The organism is Streptomyces sp. NPDC051976 (assembly GCF_040680795.1).
Classification (GTDB): domain Bacteria; phylum Actinomycetota; class Actinomycetes; order Streptomycetales; family Streptomycetaceae; genus Actinacidiphila.
The window spans coordinates 12,652-27,898 of record NZ_JBFAXL010000029.1; the positions used below are offsets into that span (position 1 = coordinate 12,652).

The following is a 15,247-nucleotide window of genomic DNA, read 5'->3' on the forward strand; positions in this document are numbered from 1 at the left end:
TGGCAGACTGGTGTCCCATGGGGGAACCGACTGCGAAGACCATGGATGGCCGTTCGGCCGCCCCGCCGCGCTCCACCGGTTCCACTCCCCCCGATGGAGCGACGGGCGTGGTCCGTACGGAGGCCCGGCACAGCCTGCTGAGGCGGATCCGCACTCCCCGTAGACCCCGGCTCTGGTTCGAGATACTGCTGATCGGCGTCAGTTACTGGCTGTACTCACTGGTCAGGAACGCGGTTCCGGAACAGCGGGCGGCGGCGCTGCGGCACGCGGACTCGGTGTGGTCCCTGGAGCACCATCTCGGTCTGGCCGTCGAGCACGCCGTCAACCACGGTATGAACTCGGTGACCTGGCTGATCGTCGGGATGAACTACTACTACGCCACGCTGCACTTCATCATCACCATCGGTGTGCTGGTCTGGCTCTACCGCTGGCATCCGGGGCGGTACGGGGCGGCCCGGATGGTGCTGTTCGTGACCACCGCGCTGGCCCTGGTCGGGTTCTACCTCTATCCGCTGGCCCCGCCGCGGCTGATGGTCGGCGGCGGGTTCATCGACACCGTGAAGGTGCACGACACCTGGGGTTCGATGGCCTCGGGCAACCTGGCGCACGTCTCCAACCAGTACGCGGCGATGCCGTCGATGCACATCGGCTGGTCGCTGTGGTGCGGGCTGACCATCGCGATGCTGGCCAGGCCGCTGTGGGTGAAGGTGCTGGGCCTGGCCTACCCGCTGCTGACCCTGACGGTGATCGTCTCCACCGGCAACCACTTCTGGCTGGACGCGGTGGGCGGTGCGCTCTGCCTGGCCATCGGCTTCACCGCGGTCTACGCGGTGTACGGCCGCTGGGTCTACCGGCTTCCCCGCCATCCGGCGCCCGCGGCCACGGCGCCGTCAGCCTCGGCGCCGGCTCATCCCTCGTAGAACAGCCGTTCCATGACGGCCCGGGCGCGGCGGGTACGGCGGCGGTAGTCCTCCAGCATGTCCCCGACGTGGCCGGGCGCGTACCCGAGGTAGCGGCCGACGGCGGCCAGCTCGCGGCCGTCGGAGGGGAAGGTGTCGCCGGGCCTGCCGCGTACCAGCATCACCGCGTTGCGTACCCGGGTGGCCAGCACCCACGCCTCGTCCAGCACGGTGGCGTCGTCCGGCTCGATCAGCCCCGCCTCCCGGGCCGCGGCCAGGGCGACGCGGGTGCCGGTGGTGCGCAGTGACGGCAGCCGGCCGGCGTGCTGGAGCTGGAGGAGCTGGATGGTCCACTCGACGTCGGACAGGCCGCCGCGGCCGAGCTTGGCGTGGGTGGTCGGGTCGGCGCCGCGCGGCATCCGCTCGGACTCCATCCGCGCCTTGAGCCGGCGGATCTCCCGTACCGCCTCCTCGTCGAGACCGTCCTCGGGGTAGCGCAGCGGGTCGATCAGCGCGAGGAAGCGCTCGCCGAGGCCCGCGTCGCCCGCTACCGGCTGGGCCCGCAGCAGCGCCTGGTTCTCCCACACCAGCGACCAGCGCCGGTAGTAGGCGGCGTAGGAGGCCAGGGTGCGCGCCATCGGGCCGCTCTTGCCCTCGGGGCGCAGGTCGGCGTCGATGAGCAGCGGCGGGTCGGCGGTGGGGATCTGCAGCAGCCTGCGCAGCTCGTCGGCGACGGCCAGCGCGGCACGGCTGGCCTCGGACTCCTCGGTGCCCTCGACCGGCTCGTGCACGAAGAGCACATCGGCGTCCGAGCCGTATCCCAGCTCCCGGCCGCCGAAGCGGCCCATGCCGATCACCGTGAAGCGGGTGGGCAGCGGGCGGGCGTCGTTGTCGGTGACGGCGTTGACGGCGGCGCGCAGGGCGCCCGCCACGGTCGCCGAGGTGAGGCCGTAGACGGCGGTGCCCACCCGGTCGACCAGCGAGGCGGCGTCCACCGGCCGCTCCGCCGCGGCGGCCGCGGCCGCGGAGTCCGCCGGTTCGACCGCGTCGGCGGGCTCCGCGTCGTCCCCGTAGGTGTCGATGAGGTCGGCGGCGGCGGTACGGAACAGCTCACGGCGGCGCACCCCGCGGACCGCCGCGATGGCCTGCTCGGGGCCGGAGGCACGGCCGACGGCGGCCAGCACCTCCTGTTCCAGCGCCCCGTGCTCACGCGGCACCAGGCCGCCCGGCGAGCCGAGCAGGGCGACCGCCTCGGGGGCGCGCAGCAGCAGGTCGGGGGCGAGCCGCCCGGACGACAGGACGCGGGCCAGCCGCTGCGCCGCGGCCCCCTCGTCCCGGAGCAGCCGCAGGTACCAGGGCGTCTTGCCGAGGGCGTCGGAGACCTTGCGGAAGCCGAGCAGCCCCGCGTCCGGGTCGGCGGAGTCGGCGAACCAGCCGAGCAGCACCGGCAGCAGGGTGCGCTGGATGGCGGCCTTGCGGCTGACGCCGCTGGCCAGCGCCTCCAGGTGCCGCATGGCCGCGGCGGGGTCCGCGTAGCCGAGCGCCTGCAGCCGCTGCCGGGCCGCGTCGGTGCTGAGCCGGGTCTCCTCGCCGCCGAGCTGGGCGACGGCGTCCAGCAGCGGCCGGTAGAAGAGCTTCTCGTGCAGCCGCCGTACCTCCATGGCGTGCCGCTTCCACTCCCGGTTGAGCGCGGCCACCGGGTCGGCGCGGAAGCCGAGGCCACGGCCCAGGCGGCGCTGTCCGGTCTCGTCGTCGGGCACCAGGTGGGTGCGGCGCATCTTCTGGAGCTGGATGCGGTGTTCCATCAGCCGCAGGAAGCGGTAGGCGTCGTCCAGCGCGGCCGCGTCGGCGCGGCCCACGTAACCGCCCGCGGCCAGTTCGGCCAAGGCGGTGAGGGTGGTGCCGCTGCGCAGCGTCGGGTCGGTGCGGCCGTGCACGAGCTGCAGGAGCTGGACGGCGAACTCGACGTCGCGCAGGCCGCCGGGGCCGAGCTTCAGCTCCCGGTCGACGTGCGCGGCCGGGATGTTGTCGATGACGCGGCGGCGCATCTGCTGGACGTCGGTGACGAAGTGGTCCCGCTCGGCGGCCTGCCAGACCAGCGGCCGGATCGCGGTCAGGTACTCCTCGCCGAGCGCCTCGTCGCCGGCCACCGGCCGGGCCTTGAGCAGCGCCTGGAACTCCCAGGTCTTCGCCCACCGCTTGTAGTAGGCGAGGTGGCTGGACAGGGTGCGCACCAGCGGCCCGTTCTTGCCCTCGGGCCGCAGGTTGGCGTCCACCGGCCAGATGGTGCCCTCGGCGGTGGTGTCGGAGCAGATCCGCATCATCCGGGCGGCCAGCCGGGTGGCGGCCTGGAGCGCGGCGCTCTCGGCGCCGTCCTGGGTGGCGGAACTGTCGGCCGGTTCGGCCACATAGATGACGTCGACGTCCGAGACGTAGTTCAGCTCGTGGCCGCCGCACTTGCCCATGCCGATCACCGCCAGGCGGCAGGCGGCGGCGTCCCGCGGGCTCTCGGCGGCGGCCATCGCGAGCGCGGCCCGCAGGGTGGCGGTGGCCAGGTCGGCCAGTTCCGCGGCGGTACGCGCCAGGTCGCTGGTGCCGCACACGTCGCGGGCCGCTATGCCCAGCAGGCAGCGCCGGTAGGCGGCGCGCAGGGTGTCGGGGGTGGTCGCGGAGGCCAGGCCGTTGACGAACTCGGCCACCCCGGGATGCAGGTCGGCGGCCTCGTAGGTGACCAGCGCGTGCCAGTCGGCGGGGTGCCTGGCCAGGTGGTCGCCGAGTGCCTCGGAGGCGCCCAGCACGCCCAGCAGCCGGTCGCGCAGCGGCTTGGCGGTGGTCACCGTGTCCAGCAGGGTCCGCCGCTCGCCCTCGTCCAGCGCCTCGGTCAGCCGGACCAGACCGAGCAGCGCCTGGTCGGGGTCGGCGGTGACGCCCAGCGCCTCCAGCAGCACCGGATCGGCCCGTACCGAGGAGAGCACGGGCAGTTCGAGCAGCCGCTCGGCCGCGGCCGGATCGGTGAAGCCGTGCCGCAACAGCCGTGAGAAGGTGCTGCTCCGGCGTCCGTGCGGCAGTGACATCAGCCCTCCGGGCGGGTCTGGGACGAGATCGGGCCCGGCCCTCGACCCGGCGCTGCGGCGGGGCCGATCAAGGGCCGAGTCGAGCGTAACCGCCGCCGCCCCGCCCCGAAACGGCACGGTCGGCCGGGTGCGCGCCCAGGTGCGCTTTCACAAGGTTTGTCCGGGAAACGCCGGGGCACCCACTGGGCGTGAACCGTTTGCGAGGTCTTCACCCACCGCATCCTCCCCGCGACGCACAGGAGCCCCTAACCTTGACATGCACACTACTGCTCTCCCCCGTCGTCCCCTTCCCCGGAGGTAAGCCGTGCCCGGCTGGTCCCTGCCCCGCCGTAGCCGTACCGCCCTGATATCCGCCGTCGGCCTCGCGGCCGCCTCGGCCGGCCTGTGGGCCGGTCTGGGTGGTTCCGCGCACGCGGCCGGTGCGCTCCCCACCCCCGATCACACCATCGTGGTGATCATGGAGAACCACGCGTACAGCCAGGTCATCGGCAGCTCCAGCGCGCCGTACATCAACAACACGCTGAAGGCCGGCGGCGCGAACCTGACGCAGCAGCACGCCATCACGCACCCGAGCCAGCCGAACTACTACGCGCTGTTCTCCGGGTCCACCCAGGGCGTCACCGACGACAGCTGCATCACCCCCGGCTTCAGCTCCGCCGCGAACCTCGGCTCCGAGGTCATCGCCGCGGGCCAGTCGTGGGGCAGCTACAACGAGACGCTGCCCAGCCAGGGCTCGACGGTGTGCAAGAGCGGGAACTACGCGCAGAAGCACAACCCGTGGTTCGGCTTCAGCAACATCCCGACGTCCACGGCGAAGACCTTCGCGCAGTTCCCGACGGACTACTCGACGCTGCCGAAGATGTCCTTCGTGACCCCGAACCTGTGCAGCGACATGCACGACTGCTCGGTGTCGACCGGTGACACCTGGATCAAGAACAACCTGGGCGCGTACGCCACCTGGGCGAAGACCCACAACAGCCTGCTCGTGGTGACCTTCGACGAGGACAACTCGCAGAGCGGCAACCGGATCCCGACCGTGTTCTACGGCCAGCAGGTGACCCCGGGCAGCTCCAACGGCACCACCTACAACCACTACAACCTGCTCCGCACCCTGGAGGACCTGGTGGGCACGTCGACGCACGCGGGCCAGGCCGCGTCCGCGTCCGACATCACCGGCATCTGGACCAACTGACCGATGTACGTCAGCGAGAGCCGCGGCAGCACGCCCGCGGCGACCGCGCCGACCGTCCGGGGCCCGTTCCCCGGGCGGTCGTCCGCTGTCACCACGACGGTGTTCGCGCTCGGCGCGGTCAGTCTCATCACCGATGTCTCGTCCGAGATGGTCACCGCGGTGCTGCCGCTGTACCTGGTGACCGGGCTGGGGCTCTCCCCGCTCGGCTTCGGCCTGCTCGACGGCGTCTACAACGGCTTCAGCGCGCTCGTCCGGCTGGTCGGCGGCCATCTGGCCGACCGCGGCGCACGCCACAAACGCGTCGCCGCGTTCGGCTACGCCCTGTCCGCACTGTGCAAACCCCTCCTGCTGGCGGTCCACACCCTGCCGCTGATCGGCGCGGTCCTGGCCGCCGACCGCACCGGCAAGGGCCTGCGCACCGCCCCCCGCGACGCCCTGATCTCGCTGTCCTCGACGCCTGCCACCCGGGGCAGGGCGTTCGGGGTGCACCGGGCGATGGACACCACCGGCGCCCTCCTCGGCCCGCTCGTCGCCTTCCTGATCCTGCGCCAGGCCGCCGAGGGCTACGACGCCGTCTTCACCGTCAGCTTCTGCGTCGCCGCGCTGGGCGTGGTCGTCCTGCTGCTGTTCGTGCCGTCCCGGCCGCCGGGCGCGGCGGTGCGGAGTTCCACCGCGTCCGCCGCGTCCGCCGCCTCCGCCGCCTCCCCTGCCGAGCGGCCGTCTTTGCGGGCCGCGGTCGCGCTGCTGGGGCGCCGTGAGCTGCGCGCCCTGACGTTGTGTGCGATGGCGCTGGGCCTGGCCACGGTCAGCGACTCGTTCGTGTACCTGCTGCTGCAGCGGCGGCTCGGGGTGCCCGACCGGTGGTTCGCCCTGCTGCCGCTGGGCACCGCCGCCGCCTTCCTGCTGCTCGCCGTACCGCTGGGCCGGTGGGCCGACCGGGTGGGGCGCTGGCGGGTCTTCGTCGGCGGCCACCTGGCCCTGCTGCTCGCCTACGGCCTGCTCCTGTCCCATCTGCGGGTGGGCGTGCTGCCGTACGCGGTGCTCACGCTGCACGGCGCCTTCTACGCCGCCACCGACGGTGTGCTGATGGCCGCCGCCGCGGGCTCGGTGCCCGCCGCGCTGCGCTCCAGCGGCCTGGCGCTGGTGCAGACCGGCCAGGCGGCGGCCCGTTTCGTGTGCTCCCTCGCCTTCGGGGCGGCCTGGACCGCCTGGGGCGACCGCTCCGCGCTCGCCGGAGCGGCACTCGCGCTCACCCTGAGCGTCGCCATGTCGGTACGGCTGCGGCCGGTCGAGAGCCAGGAGGCCACCCATGACTGAGACGACGGATCGGCGTGTGGAGGCCGCGGTGGACGACGATCCCCCCGAATCGATGACGCTGGGTGCCAAGCTGCTGGCGTTCGTCATCTGCGTGGTGGTGCTCGCGTGTGTGGCGGGCGTGTCGGTGTGGCGGGCCTCGGACCGGGCCGACCGGAAGAACCACGCGCAGGCCGGCGGTCCCGTGGTCACCGCCGGGTCGGTGTCACTGGCCACCGGCGGCGGCCCGCGGATCGTCTTCCGCTCGATGGCGTGGGGCCCGCACCGCGACGAACTCGCCACCGTCCCCGCCGCCACCCCCAACGGTCCCCGGACCGCCTCCGGCGTGAAGTGCCTGCGCTTCTACGCCGCCGCCGGCACCGGCATCTGCCTGCAGGCCAAACGCGGCCCGGTCACCGACACCTATGACGCCGTCGTCCTGGACTCCTCGCTCCACCCCACCCGCCGCGTCTCCCTCGGCGCGGGCATCCCCACCCGTGCCCGCGTCTCCCCCAGCGGCCACCTGGTGGCCTGGACCGTCTTCGTCGGCGGCGACTCCTACGCCGGGACCCACTTCTCCACCCGCACCTCGATCCTCGACACCCGCACCGGCGCACTCCAGCCGACGCTCGAGGACTACGCGGTGACCCGTGACGGCAAGCGGCTGCGGGCCGCCGACCTCAACTACTGGGGCGTCACCTTCGCCGACGACCGGTACTTCTACGCGACCGTCGCCACCGGCGGACACACCTACCTCATGCACGGCGACGTGACGACGAAGACCGCCACCACCGTCACCGGCAACGTCGAATGCCCGTCGCTGTCCCCCGACGGCACCCGTATCGCCTTCAAGAAGCGCGTCGCCGGAGCCTCCCCCGACGCGCCCTGGCGGCTGTACGTACTGGACCTGGCCACCTTGCGCGAACACCCCGTCGCCGAACACCGCGACATCGACGACCAGGCCGTCTGGTCCGACAACCACACCCTGGTCTACGCCATGCCCGGCGACTACGGGTCCGACCTCTACACCGTCCCCGCCGACGGCTCGGGCACCGCCCACCGCCTGGCCACCGCGGCGCTGGCCCCCGCCTGGCTGGACTGACCGGCCAGGCGGGGGCCCGGTGGGGACTACGCCCTGTCCGGCCGCTTCGCGGAGACGACCGCCTTGGTGATGAAGGGCGGCAGAACGTTCACCGCGAGGCGGCGCAGCGGGCGGGAGGCGGGCCGGGGCGCGGCGGCGGCCACCGGGACCGGCTCGGCCTTGGGCGCGGCCTTGACGGCCCGCTCGGGGTGGCGGGACTTCGGCTGCGCGGGCAGCTTGGCCTTCTTGCCGCTGATCCGGATCAGCGTCTCGCCCGCGACCGACTGCACCTCGTGCCACATGTCGTCGCGGGTCGCCAGCCACTCCAGCAGCTCGGCGCGGATCGCCTCCGGGTCGCCCCAGGTGCCGTACATCTTGGTGCCGGTGATGCACAGCACGTGCAGGCCGCCGGTGGTCACGGCCTGCCACGCGGCCGCGGCGACACCGGGACAGTGCTCGGCGCGGAAGTCGTCCAGCACCACGACACCGGCCGGGGTCAGCAGCTCCCGGACGTTGGTGATGTCGCCGTGCACGTGCTCGTACAGGTGCGACGCGTCGATGTGCGCGAAGCGGCAGCTCTTGGGCTCCACGTGGTCGGGCACCACCGACGACAGGCCCTGGATCACGACCGGCAGCTCGTCGTGGAAGGACAGGTAGTTCGCCTCGAACGCGCGCCGGGTCAGCGTCGAGTACGACCTGGCCATCTCCTCGCTGTTCGCCGTGTCGTCGGCGGGCCCGTCGAACAGATCGCACACGGTGAAGCGCTCACCCACCCGCTGGTAACTGCCGGTGAAGATGGCGCTCTTGCCCATGTACGCGCCCACCTCCAGCAGGTCGCCGGGCTCGGCGCGCTGTTTCTGCCGGGTGAGCAGCCAGTCGAAGAGCAATTGGTCCGCCGCGAAGAACCAGCCCTTCACATCGGCCAGGCGAGCGGGGGCGGGGAGCTGCTCGGTGTCTTCCAAAACGGTTCCGTTCGAAGATCGCGGACGCCGGTGAGGCGAGGGGCCGGGAGAGAGCTGCCCGGCACGCTCCTCGCCCCCGGTGTCCCCCAGGTGTTCCCCGCACGACGCCCCCGTGAACCGGCGAGCAATTCTCCCCCGCCCCGGGGGCCCGCACCGCCTACAGCACCGGCAGGTTCTTCATCAGTTCGAAGGGGGTGACCTGGGAGCGGTACTCCTCCCACTCCTGCTTCTTGTTGCGGAGGAAGAAGTCGAAGACGTGCTCGCCGAGGGTCTCGGCGACGAGTTCGCTGCGCTGCATGAGTTCGATGGCCTCGCCGAGGTTCTGCGGGAGGGGTTCGATGCCGAGGGCGCGGCGTTCGGCGTCGGAGAGGGCCCAGACGTCGTCGTCGGCGCCCGCGGGGAGCTCGTAGCCCTCCTGGATGCCCTTCATGCCCGCGGCGAGCAGGACGGCGTAGGCGAGGTAGGGGTTGGCGCCGGAGTCGAGGGAGCGGACCTCGACGCGGGTGGAGCCGGTCTTGCCGGGCTTGTACATCGGGACCCGGATCAGGGCCGAGCGGTTGTTGTGGCCCCAGCAGATGTACGAGGGTGCCTCGCCGCCCGCGCCCGCGGTGCGCTGGGAACCGCCCCAGATCCGCTTGTAGGAGTTGACCCACTGGTTGGTGACCGCGGAGATCTCGCCGGCGTGCTTGAGCAGGCCCGCGATGAAGGAGCGGCCGACCTTGGAGAGCTGGAACTCCGAGCCGGACTCGTAGAAGGCGTTGCGGTCGCCCTCGAAGAGGGAGAGGTGGGTGTGCATGCCCGAGCCGGGGTGCTCGGAGAACGGCTTGGGCATGAAGGTGGCGTGCACGCCCTGCTCCAGCGCGACCTGCTTCATCACCAGCCGGAAGGTCATCACGTTGTCGGCGGTGGAGAGCGCGTCGGCGTAGCGCAGGTCGATCTCCTGCTGGCCGGGGGCGCCCTCGTGGTGGGAGAACTCGACGGAGATGCCCATCGACTCCAGCATGGTGATGGCCTGGCGGCGGAAGTCCATGCCCACGTTCTGCGGGGTGTGGTCGAAGTAGCCGGAGTTGTCGGCCGGGGTGGGCCGGGCGCCGTCCAGCGGCTTGTCCTTGAGCAGGTAGAACTCGATCTCGGGGTGCGTGTAGAAGGTGAACCCGAGGTCGGAGGTCTTGGCCAGCGCCCGCTTCAGGACATAGCGCGGGTCGGCGTAGGAGGGCGAGCCGTCGGGCATCAGGATGTCGCAGAACATCCGGGCGGTGCCGGGGCTCTCCGCGCGCCAGGGCAGGATCTGGAAGGTGCCGGGGTCCGGCTTGGCGATCATGTCGGACTCGTACACCCGGGCGAAGCCCTCGATGGCGGAGCCGTCGAAGCCGATGCCCTCGTCGAATGCCTGTTCCAGCTCGGCAGGAGCGACGGCGACCGACTTCAGGTAGCCGAGTACGTCGGTGAACCACAGCCGAACGAAGCGGATGTCGCGCTCCTCCAGGGTGCGGAGAACGAACTCCTGCTGCTTATCCATATCCATCCATCCTTGCCTCACGCCACCTGCTCCCCGCCGCGGGCCACATCGGGGAACCTGAGCATCCCACCTCGCCGTTTCCGTGGCGTTGCGGGTGCCGCTTCCCCCATAGTGCATGCCCGGGGCCGGGCCTTCACCCTCCTCTTCAGCCGAAGGTGTCGATGGCGGCGATCTTCCAGGTGCCGTCCTGGCGGACGGCGTCCACGGCGAACATCGCGGCGGCGTAGGTGGTGGACGCGGGGGTGGCGGATTTGGCGGTGGCGGTGTTGCGCTGGTCGGCGAAGACCAGCAGCCGGGCGCGGTCGGCGGTGAGGGACTCCACGCCCGTGTCGGTGACGGTCGTGGTGAGCACCAGCTTCTGCGCCGGGGCCTGGGCGCGCACCTGGGCGAGCATGGTGGCGTACTGCTGTACGGCCCGGCCGGTCAGCACCCTCTTGGCGGCGCTGTCGGTGCGGGCGGTGTCGGCGTAGTCGTAGGAGAAGACGGCGTTCACGTCCTGGGCGATGGTGCCCTTGACCTCACTGGTGCGGGCGGTGTCGGTGAGCGCGGTGTTGCCGGTGGCGACCGAATCGTGCAGCGCCGAGGCCCGGCTCGCGGACCAGGCGGCGAGGCCGCCGAGCAGCACGGTGAGCAGCGCGAGGGCAGCGGTGAGGACGGTGGCGCGCCGCGGCCGGGTGCGGCGCGGGGCGCGTACGGGCTCGTCGACCGCGTCGGCCCGCTCGGGCTCGTCAGGAGCCGGTGCCTCGACCGGCTCCTCCACCGCGACCGGTGGCGCGGTGCCCGGGGTGCCCGGGCGGGGGCGGGCGGCGGGGCGCTCCCGGGTCGGCGGGGCGGCGGCCAGCCTGCGTTGGCGGTTGATGAGGTGGCGGGTCGTCGACATGGCGGCGGTCCTCTCGTACGGCTTACTGACCGGCTGACGGCTGCGGCGACGGCTGCTGCGGGGAGGCCGCGCTGTCGCCCATCGGCGCCTGTCCGAGGGCGCTGAGCTTCCAGCCGGTGGAGGTGCGGGTGAGTTCGCCGAGCATCCGGCTCTCCTTGACCGCGGGCTTGGCGCTGGGCGCCACGACGGTGATCCGCAGCGCGATCATCACGCTGGCCCTGCCCGTCCTGGTGTCGAGTTCGGTGACCGCGCCGGAGAGCACCTTCGCGGTGCTCACCGTCTGCGCCTGGGCGACCTGCTTCTCGAAGTCGGCCCGCCCCTGGACCAGTTGGGTGTGCAGGTCGCCGGTGGTGGAGCTCTCCCAGATGTCCAGGCCGTGGTCGAGGTCGCCGTGGTCGAGGGTGTTCATGTTCTGCACGGCCTGCTCGCCCGCGGCCAGTACGGTGTCGCGGGTCCTGGCGAAGGCCGCGTCGTCGTCGTGCGCGGCGCCGTACCAGGACCATCCGGTGAGCGCCGCCGCGACCGCGGCGGCCACGGCCAGGGCGAGCGCCACCGCGAGCAGCGGATGGCGCGGGGCGCGCCGGGCGGGGAGGCCCTTGAGGGGGTTGCGTGCCATCTGCCTGCCTCCTAGCGGGCCGTGAGGTCGGTGATCCGCCACTGGCCGCCTTCGAGCCGGGCGGTGACGGAGAGCTGGGCGGCGGCGCTGGTGGCGGGGGCGCCCTTGCGCTGGGCGGTCTGGTCGAGGAAGACCAGCAGCCGGGCCCGGTCGGCGGTGAGCGTCACGACGCCCGCCCGCACCACCCGTGTGGTGAGGGTGAGTTGCTGCTCCCCCACGCGCTGCCGGATCTGCGCGAAGAGCGCCTGGTACTGGCGGGCCGCGGTCCCGTCGAGCAGATCGCGGGCGGCCTGCTCGGTGGCGGCGGTGCTGTCGGGGGTGTAGGCGAAGATCTTGCCCAAGGCGTTGCTGACGTCGCCGGTCACCCGGTCGGTGGCGGCGCTGTCGGTGAGCGCCCGGTTTCCGGCGGCGGCCGGATCGGCCAGCCGGTGGTCGGCGTACCGCAGCCCGCCGGCCGCCAGCAGCAGCGCGGCCAGCGCGGCGACGGCCGCCGTCCGGCGGGTGGGTCGGCGCAGCCACGCCCGGCCGGGCGCGCCGCCGGACTCCGCGGCCGATCCACCGCCGGGCTCCCCGGCGGGCTCGGGGCCACGTCCCCCGGCCGGACCCCGCCGGGTCCACGCCGTCAACCGCCGCCAGCGGCGCCGCCGTTCGGGCGGTGGGGCGTTCTCCGGGGAGGTGCGCGGCGCCGGGATCGTGATGTCCGGGGCCGGTTCGCTGGTGGTGCTCACGCTGTCCGCCTCTCCCTAACTCGCGCCGACCGGCACGGCGGTGAGCGCCGTGAGCTTCCAGCCGTCCGGGGTACGGGACAGGCCCGCCTCGAACCGCTTGCGGTCGGTGGTGGCCGTGCCGCTCCGGGGCGCGATCCGGACCTGCACGGTCGCGATGACCTTCGCCGTACCGGCCCGGGTGTCGAGTTCGGTGACCGCCGCGTCGGTGACCGTGCCCCGGGTGGAGGTGCCGGACGCCTTCAGTGCGGCGGTGTCGGCGGTGTGCGTACGTGACAGCTGGTCGTGCAGCGGCCCGGTCGTCGCGTCCAGCCACCCGCCGAGGTCGCGGTCGAGGTGTGCGGCGTCGACGGTGTTCAGCCGGGTGATGTCCCGCTGTCCGGCGGCCAGTACGGTGTCGCGGGCCTTGGCGTAGCCGAGCGCGGAGTCGCCGCGGGTGTCCGCGTAGGACCAGGCGGACAGCGCGCAGAGCACGGCGGCGACGGCCCACGCCGTACCCCACGCGGTGCGCCGGACACGGCGGTTGGCGCCGAGGGCGGCGCGGGCGGCGCGGGCGGCGCGAGCGCGGGTGAACCGCGGGGCCCTCACGGCCGGTTCCCCAGACCCAGCAGGTCCGCCATGGTGCCGGAGCTCCCGGTCGGCAGCGACGGCAGCGCGAGCGCGCCGGGCAGCGGGGGCGACACGCCTCCGTACCCGCCGCTGGTGGGCGTCCCGTAGGTGGTGGCGGTCGGCAGCACCGAGCCGGGCTGGGCCGGGACCGGGACACCGCCGCCGCCCGGCGCGTTGGCGGAGCCGCGGACATCGGTGCCGGAGGACGGCGGCGCGGTGCAGCGGGCCGCGGTGTTGAGGGCGGTGGCGGGCGCCGCGGTGTCCAGGCCGTTGCGGTAGGTGGTGCCGCCGTAGCCCGAGGTGCAGGGCAGCGGCGCGAAGAAGGTGACGGCCAGGCCGAAGTGGGCGCCCTTGCTGTCGATGGCCGTCGACCCGGCGGCGACCACCTGCGGCACCTTCACCAGGAACTCCTCGATGCCGCGCTGCCGGGTGACCGCCACGTCCGAGGTGGTCAGCAGATTGGCGAGCACCACGCTGAGCTGCGGGCCGACGTCCCGCAGCAGCGCGGTGACCTGGCCCGCCGCCTCGGGCGCGGCCTCGATCAGCCGCCGCAGGTCGGTGTCGGAGGTGTTGAGCTGCGCGGCGAGCTGACTGGCGCTGGTCGCGAAGGACTTGATGGCGTCGCCCTCGTCGGCCTGGGTGCGCAGCACGGTCCGCCCGTCGACCATCAGCGTGGTGTCGCCCGGCAGGTTGGCGTCGGCCGCGGAGATGAACCGGCCGCCGGCGTCGAGCAGCGACTGCAGGTTGTCGCCCTGCCCGCTGAACGCGTTGCCGAACTCGTCGACGACCGTTTGCAGCGAGTGCAGCGGTACGGACCCGGCCAGGTCGTTGACGCTGGTGAGCAGGTTGGTGACGGGGGCGGGGACGGTGGTGTCGGCCTCGGCCACCCGGGAGCCGTCGCGCAGATACGGTCCCGCGTCGGTGTCGGGGCGCAGGTCGATGTACTGCTCGCCGACCGCGGAGAGGCTGGCGACGACGGCCTTGAGGTGGGACGGGATGTGCGGCGCGGAGTCGTTGATCCGCAACTGCGCCTCGACACCGTCGTCGGTGAGGGTGATCGGGCCGACCCGGCCGACCGAGACACCGCGGTAGGTGACGTTGGCGTGCTCGAACAGACCGCCCGCCTCCGGGAGTTCGACCTTCACCGTGTAGTAGCCGCGCAGGCCCACATAGCGGCCGAGGTCGGCGTACCTGACGCCGATGTAACCGAGCACGAGGACGGCGATCAGCAGGAAGGCGAGGTTCTTCAGCACGGTGGCGCGGGTCAGCATCAGCGGCCTCCGCTCCGTGCGGACCCCGTGACCGGGGGAAGCGGCAGCGGGATGCCCGCCTTGCGCAGCCTCTTGTCCAACTGGGCCTTGGACGCCTGTGGTTGGTCGGGCGGCGGCGGGTAGACGTTGCCCGACGACGGCATCTCGGGGATGAGCTGGGTGCCGGGGGCCGCGGTCAGGTCCAGGTAGATGTTGAGGTAGTCGCCCTTGACGCCGTTGATCACCTCGTCGGTGAACGGGTAGGTGACCAGCACCTGGAGGGAGTCGGGCAGCGCCTTGCCCGCGTCGGCGAGCCGTTGCAGGGTGGGCGCGAGCGCCCTGAGGTCGGCGACCATGTCGTCCTTGCTCTTGTTGACGGTGTCCACCGCCACGCCGGACAGGGTGTCGAGCGCGCGGAGCATGGTGACCAGCGAGCCGCGCTGCTGCTCCAGCACCTTCAGCCCGGGGCTGAGCCCGGTCAGTACGGTGCCGATCTTCTGGTCGCGCGCGGCGAGTGTGGCGGACAGCGCGTTGACGCCGTCGAGGGCGTCGGTGATGTCCTGCTTGTGGGTGTCGAGGTCGGAGACCAGCGTGTTCACCTGCGAGAGCATCGAGCGGATCTGCGGCTCGTTGCCGGTGAGCGCCTTGTTCAGCTGCACGGAGATCGTCTTGAGCTGGCTGACGCCGCCGCCGTTGAGCAGCATCGACAGGGCGCCGAAGACCTCCTCGACCTCCGGGTTCCGGTTGGTGTGCGACAGCGGGATGCTGGCGCCGTCGGCGAGGGTGCCGGTGGCCGCCTCGGTGCCGCTGGGGCCGGAGAGCTGGACGTACTTCTCGCCGAGCAGGCTGGACTGCTCCAGGTGCGCGTAGGCGTTGGCGGGCAGGTGGACCTTGCCGTTGACCTTCATGGTGACCACGGCCGACCAGCCGTCGGGGCCGAGCGCGATCTTGGTGACCCGGCCCACGGCCACGTCGTTGACCCGTACCGACGCCTGGGGCACCAGGTCGAGGACGTCAGCGAACCGGGCTCTGACGGTGTAGGGGTGGCTGCCGAGGTCGGCGCCGCCGGGCAGCGGGATGTTCTGCACCCCGCCGAACGCGCAGCCGCCCAGGGTGAGTCCGAGCGCCACGCTCGCGGCCACCGCCG

The 15,247-nt window shown here is 72.7% G+C and carries 13 protein-coding genes; 4 read left to right on the forward strand and 9 right to left on the reverse strand.

What is annotated here, in order from left to right; all coding sequences use genetic code 11:
- Positions 1–17: 17 nt before the first annotated feature.
- Positions 18–920, forward strand: coding sequence for a phosphatase PAP2 family protein (locus tag AB0M29_RS25975; protein WP_365386608.1), 903 nt, complete (start codon positions 18–20; stop codon positions 918–920).
- Here AB0M29_RS25975 and AB0M29_RS25980 read toward each other — a convergent pair.
- Positions 908–3,973 carry a bifunctional [glutamine synthetase] adenylyltransferase/[glutamine synthetase]-adenylyl-L-tyrosine phosphorylase gene (locus tag AB0M29_RS25980; protein ID WP_365386610.1) on the reverse strand — a complete coding sequence of 1,022 codons (3,066 nt, stop codon included), beginning with the start codon at positions 3,971–3,973 and terminating at the stop codon, positions 908–910. The genes AB0M29_RS25975 and AB0M29_RS25980 overlap by 13 nt on opposite strands.
- Before the next feature lie 304 nt (positions 3,974–4,277).
- Here AB0M29_RS25980 and AB0M29_RS25985 point away from each other — a divergent pair, with 304 nt between their 5' ends.
- Genes AB0M29_RS25985 through AB0M29_RS25995 form a run of 3 tightly spaced genes read left to right on the forward strand, consistent with a single transcriptional unit; the run spans position 4,278 to position 7,560 of the window.
- Positions 4,278–5,165, forward strand: coding sequence for an alkaline phosphatase family protein (locus AB0M29_RS25985; protein ID WP_365386613.1), 888 nt, complete (start codon positions 4,278–4,280; stop codon positions 5,163–5,165).
- 3 nt (positions 5,166–5,168) lie between these two features.
- Positions 5,169–6,482, forward strand: coding sequence for an MFS transporter (locus tag AB0M29_RS25990; protein WP_365386615.1), 1,314 nt, complete (start codon positions 5,169–5,171; stop codon positions 6,480–6,482).
- A 52-nt stretch (positions 6,483–6,534) separates the two neighbouring features.
- A complete protein-coding gene (locus AB0M29_RS25995; protein WP_365386754.1) occupies positions 6,535–7,560 on the forward strand; it encodes a TolB-like translocation protein in 1,026 nt (341 codons plus the stop codon).
- Between the two features lie 26 nt (positions 7,561–7,586).
- Here the strand turns inward: AB0M29_RS25995 and AB0M29_RS26000 are convergent, their stop codons facing one another.
- The 8 genes from AB0M29_RS26000 to AB0M29_RS26035 form a co-directional block, all read right to left on the reverse strand.
- Positions 7,587–8,501 (reverse strand): class I SAM-dependent methyltransferase, encoded by a 915-nt coding sequence (locus AB0M29_RS26000; protein ID WP_365386617.1) that lies wholly within the window; start codon positions 8,499–8,501, stop codon positions 7,587–7,589.
- Between the two features lie 157 nt (positions 8,502–8,658).
- Positions 8,659–10,020 carry a type I glutamate--ammonia ligase gene (gene glnA / locus AB0M29_RS26005; RefSeq protein WP_365386619.1) on the reverse strand — a complete coding sequence of 454 codons (1,362 nt, stop codon included), beginning with the start codon at positions 10,018–10,020 and terminating at the stop codon, positions 8,659–8,661.
- A 145-nt stretch (positions 10,021–10,165) separates the two neighbouring features.
- Positions 10,166–10,900 carry a hypothetical protein gene (locus AB0M29_RS26010; protein ID WP_365386621.1) on the reverse strand — a complete coding sequence of 245 codons (735 nt, stop codon included), beginning with the start codon at positions 10,898–10,900 and terminating at the stop codon, positions 10,166–10,168.
- A gap of 22 nt (positions 10,901–10,922) precedes the next feature.
- Positions 10,923–11,516 (reverse strand): hypothetical protein, encoded by a 594-nt coding sequence (locus AB0M29_RS26015; protein WP_365386623.1) that lies wholly within the window; start codon positions 11,514–11,516, stop codon positions 10,923–10,925.
- An 11-nt stretch (positions 11,517–11,527) separates the two neighbouring features.
- On the reverse strand, positions 11,528–12,244 hold the full coding sequence (locus AB0M29_RS26020; protein ID WP_365386625.1) for a hypothetical protein: 717 nt from the start codon (positions 12,242–12,244) through the stop codon (positions 11,528–11,530).
- A 15-nt stretch (positions 12,245–12,259) separates the two neighbouring features.
- Complete coding sequence (locus tag AB0M29_RS26025; protein ID WP_365386756.1) at positions 12,260–12,715, reverse strand: hypothetical protein; 456 nt, start codon at positions 12,713–12,715, stop codon at positions 12,260–12,262.
- Between the two features lie 110 nt (positions 12,716–12,825).
- Entirely contained in the window at positions 12,826–14,121 is a 1,296-nt protein-coding gene (locus AB0M29_RS26030; protein ID WP_365386627.1) for an MlaD family protein, read from the reverse strand.
- A complete protein-coding gene (locus tag AB0M29_RS26035; protein ID WP_365386758.1) occupies positions 14,121–15,242 on the reverse strand; it encodes an MCE family protein in 1,122 nt (373 codons plus the stop codon). Before AB0M29_RS26035 ends, AB0M29_RS26030 begins: the two co-directional genes overlap by 1 nt.
- Between the last annotated feature and the right edge of the window lie 5 nt (positions 15,243–15,247).

Coding starts and splice junctions, on each gene's coding strand:
- AB0M29_RS26015 (WP_365386623.1), bottom strand. CDS start 11,516: ATGGCACGCAACCCCCTCAAGGGCCTCCCCGCCCGGCGCGCCCCGCGC.
- AB0M29_RS25995 (WP_365386754.1), top strand. CDS start 6,535: ATGACGCTGGGTGCCAAGCTGCTGGCGTTCGTCATCTGCGTGGTGGTG.
- glnA (WP_365386619.1), bottom strand. CDS start 10,020: ATGGATAAGCAGCAGGAGTTCGTTCTCCGCACCCTGGAGGAGCGCGAC.
- AB0M29_RS26030 (WP_365386627.1), bottom strand. CDS start 14,121: ATGCTGACCCGCGCCACCGTGCTGAAGAACCTCGCCTTCCTGCTGATC.
- AB0M29_RS25980 (WP_365386610.1), bottom strand. CDS start 3,973: ATGTCACTGCCGCACGGACGCCGGAGCAGCACCTTCTCACGGCTGTTG.
- AB0M29_RS25990 (WP_365386615.1), top strand. CDS start 5,169: ATGTACGTCAGCGAGAGCCGCGGCAGCACGCCCGCGGCGACCGCGCCG.
- AB0M29_RS25975 (WP_365386608.1), top strand. CDS start 18: ATGGGGGAACCGACTGCGAAGACCATGGATGGCCGTTCGGCCGCCCCG.
- AB0M29_RS26010 (WP_365386621.1), bottom strand. CDS start 10,900: ATGTCGACGACCCGCCACCTCATCAACCGCCAACGCAGGCTGGCCGCC.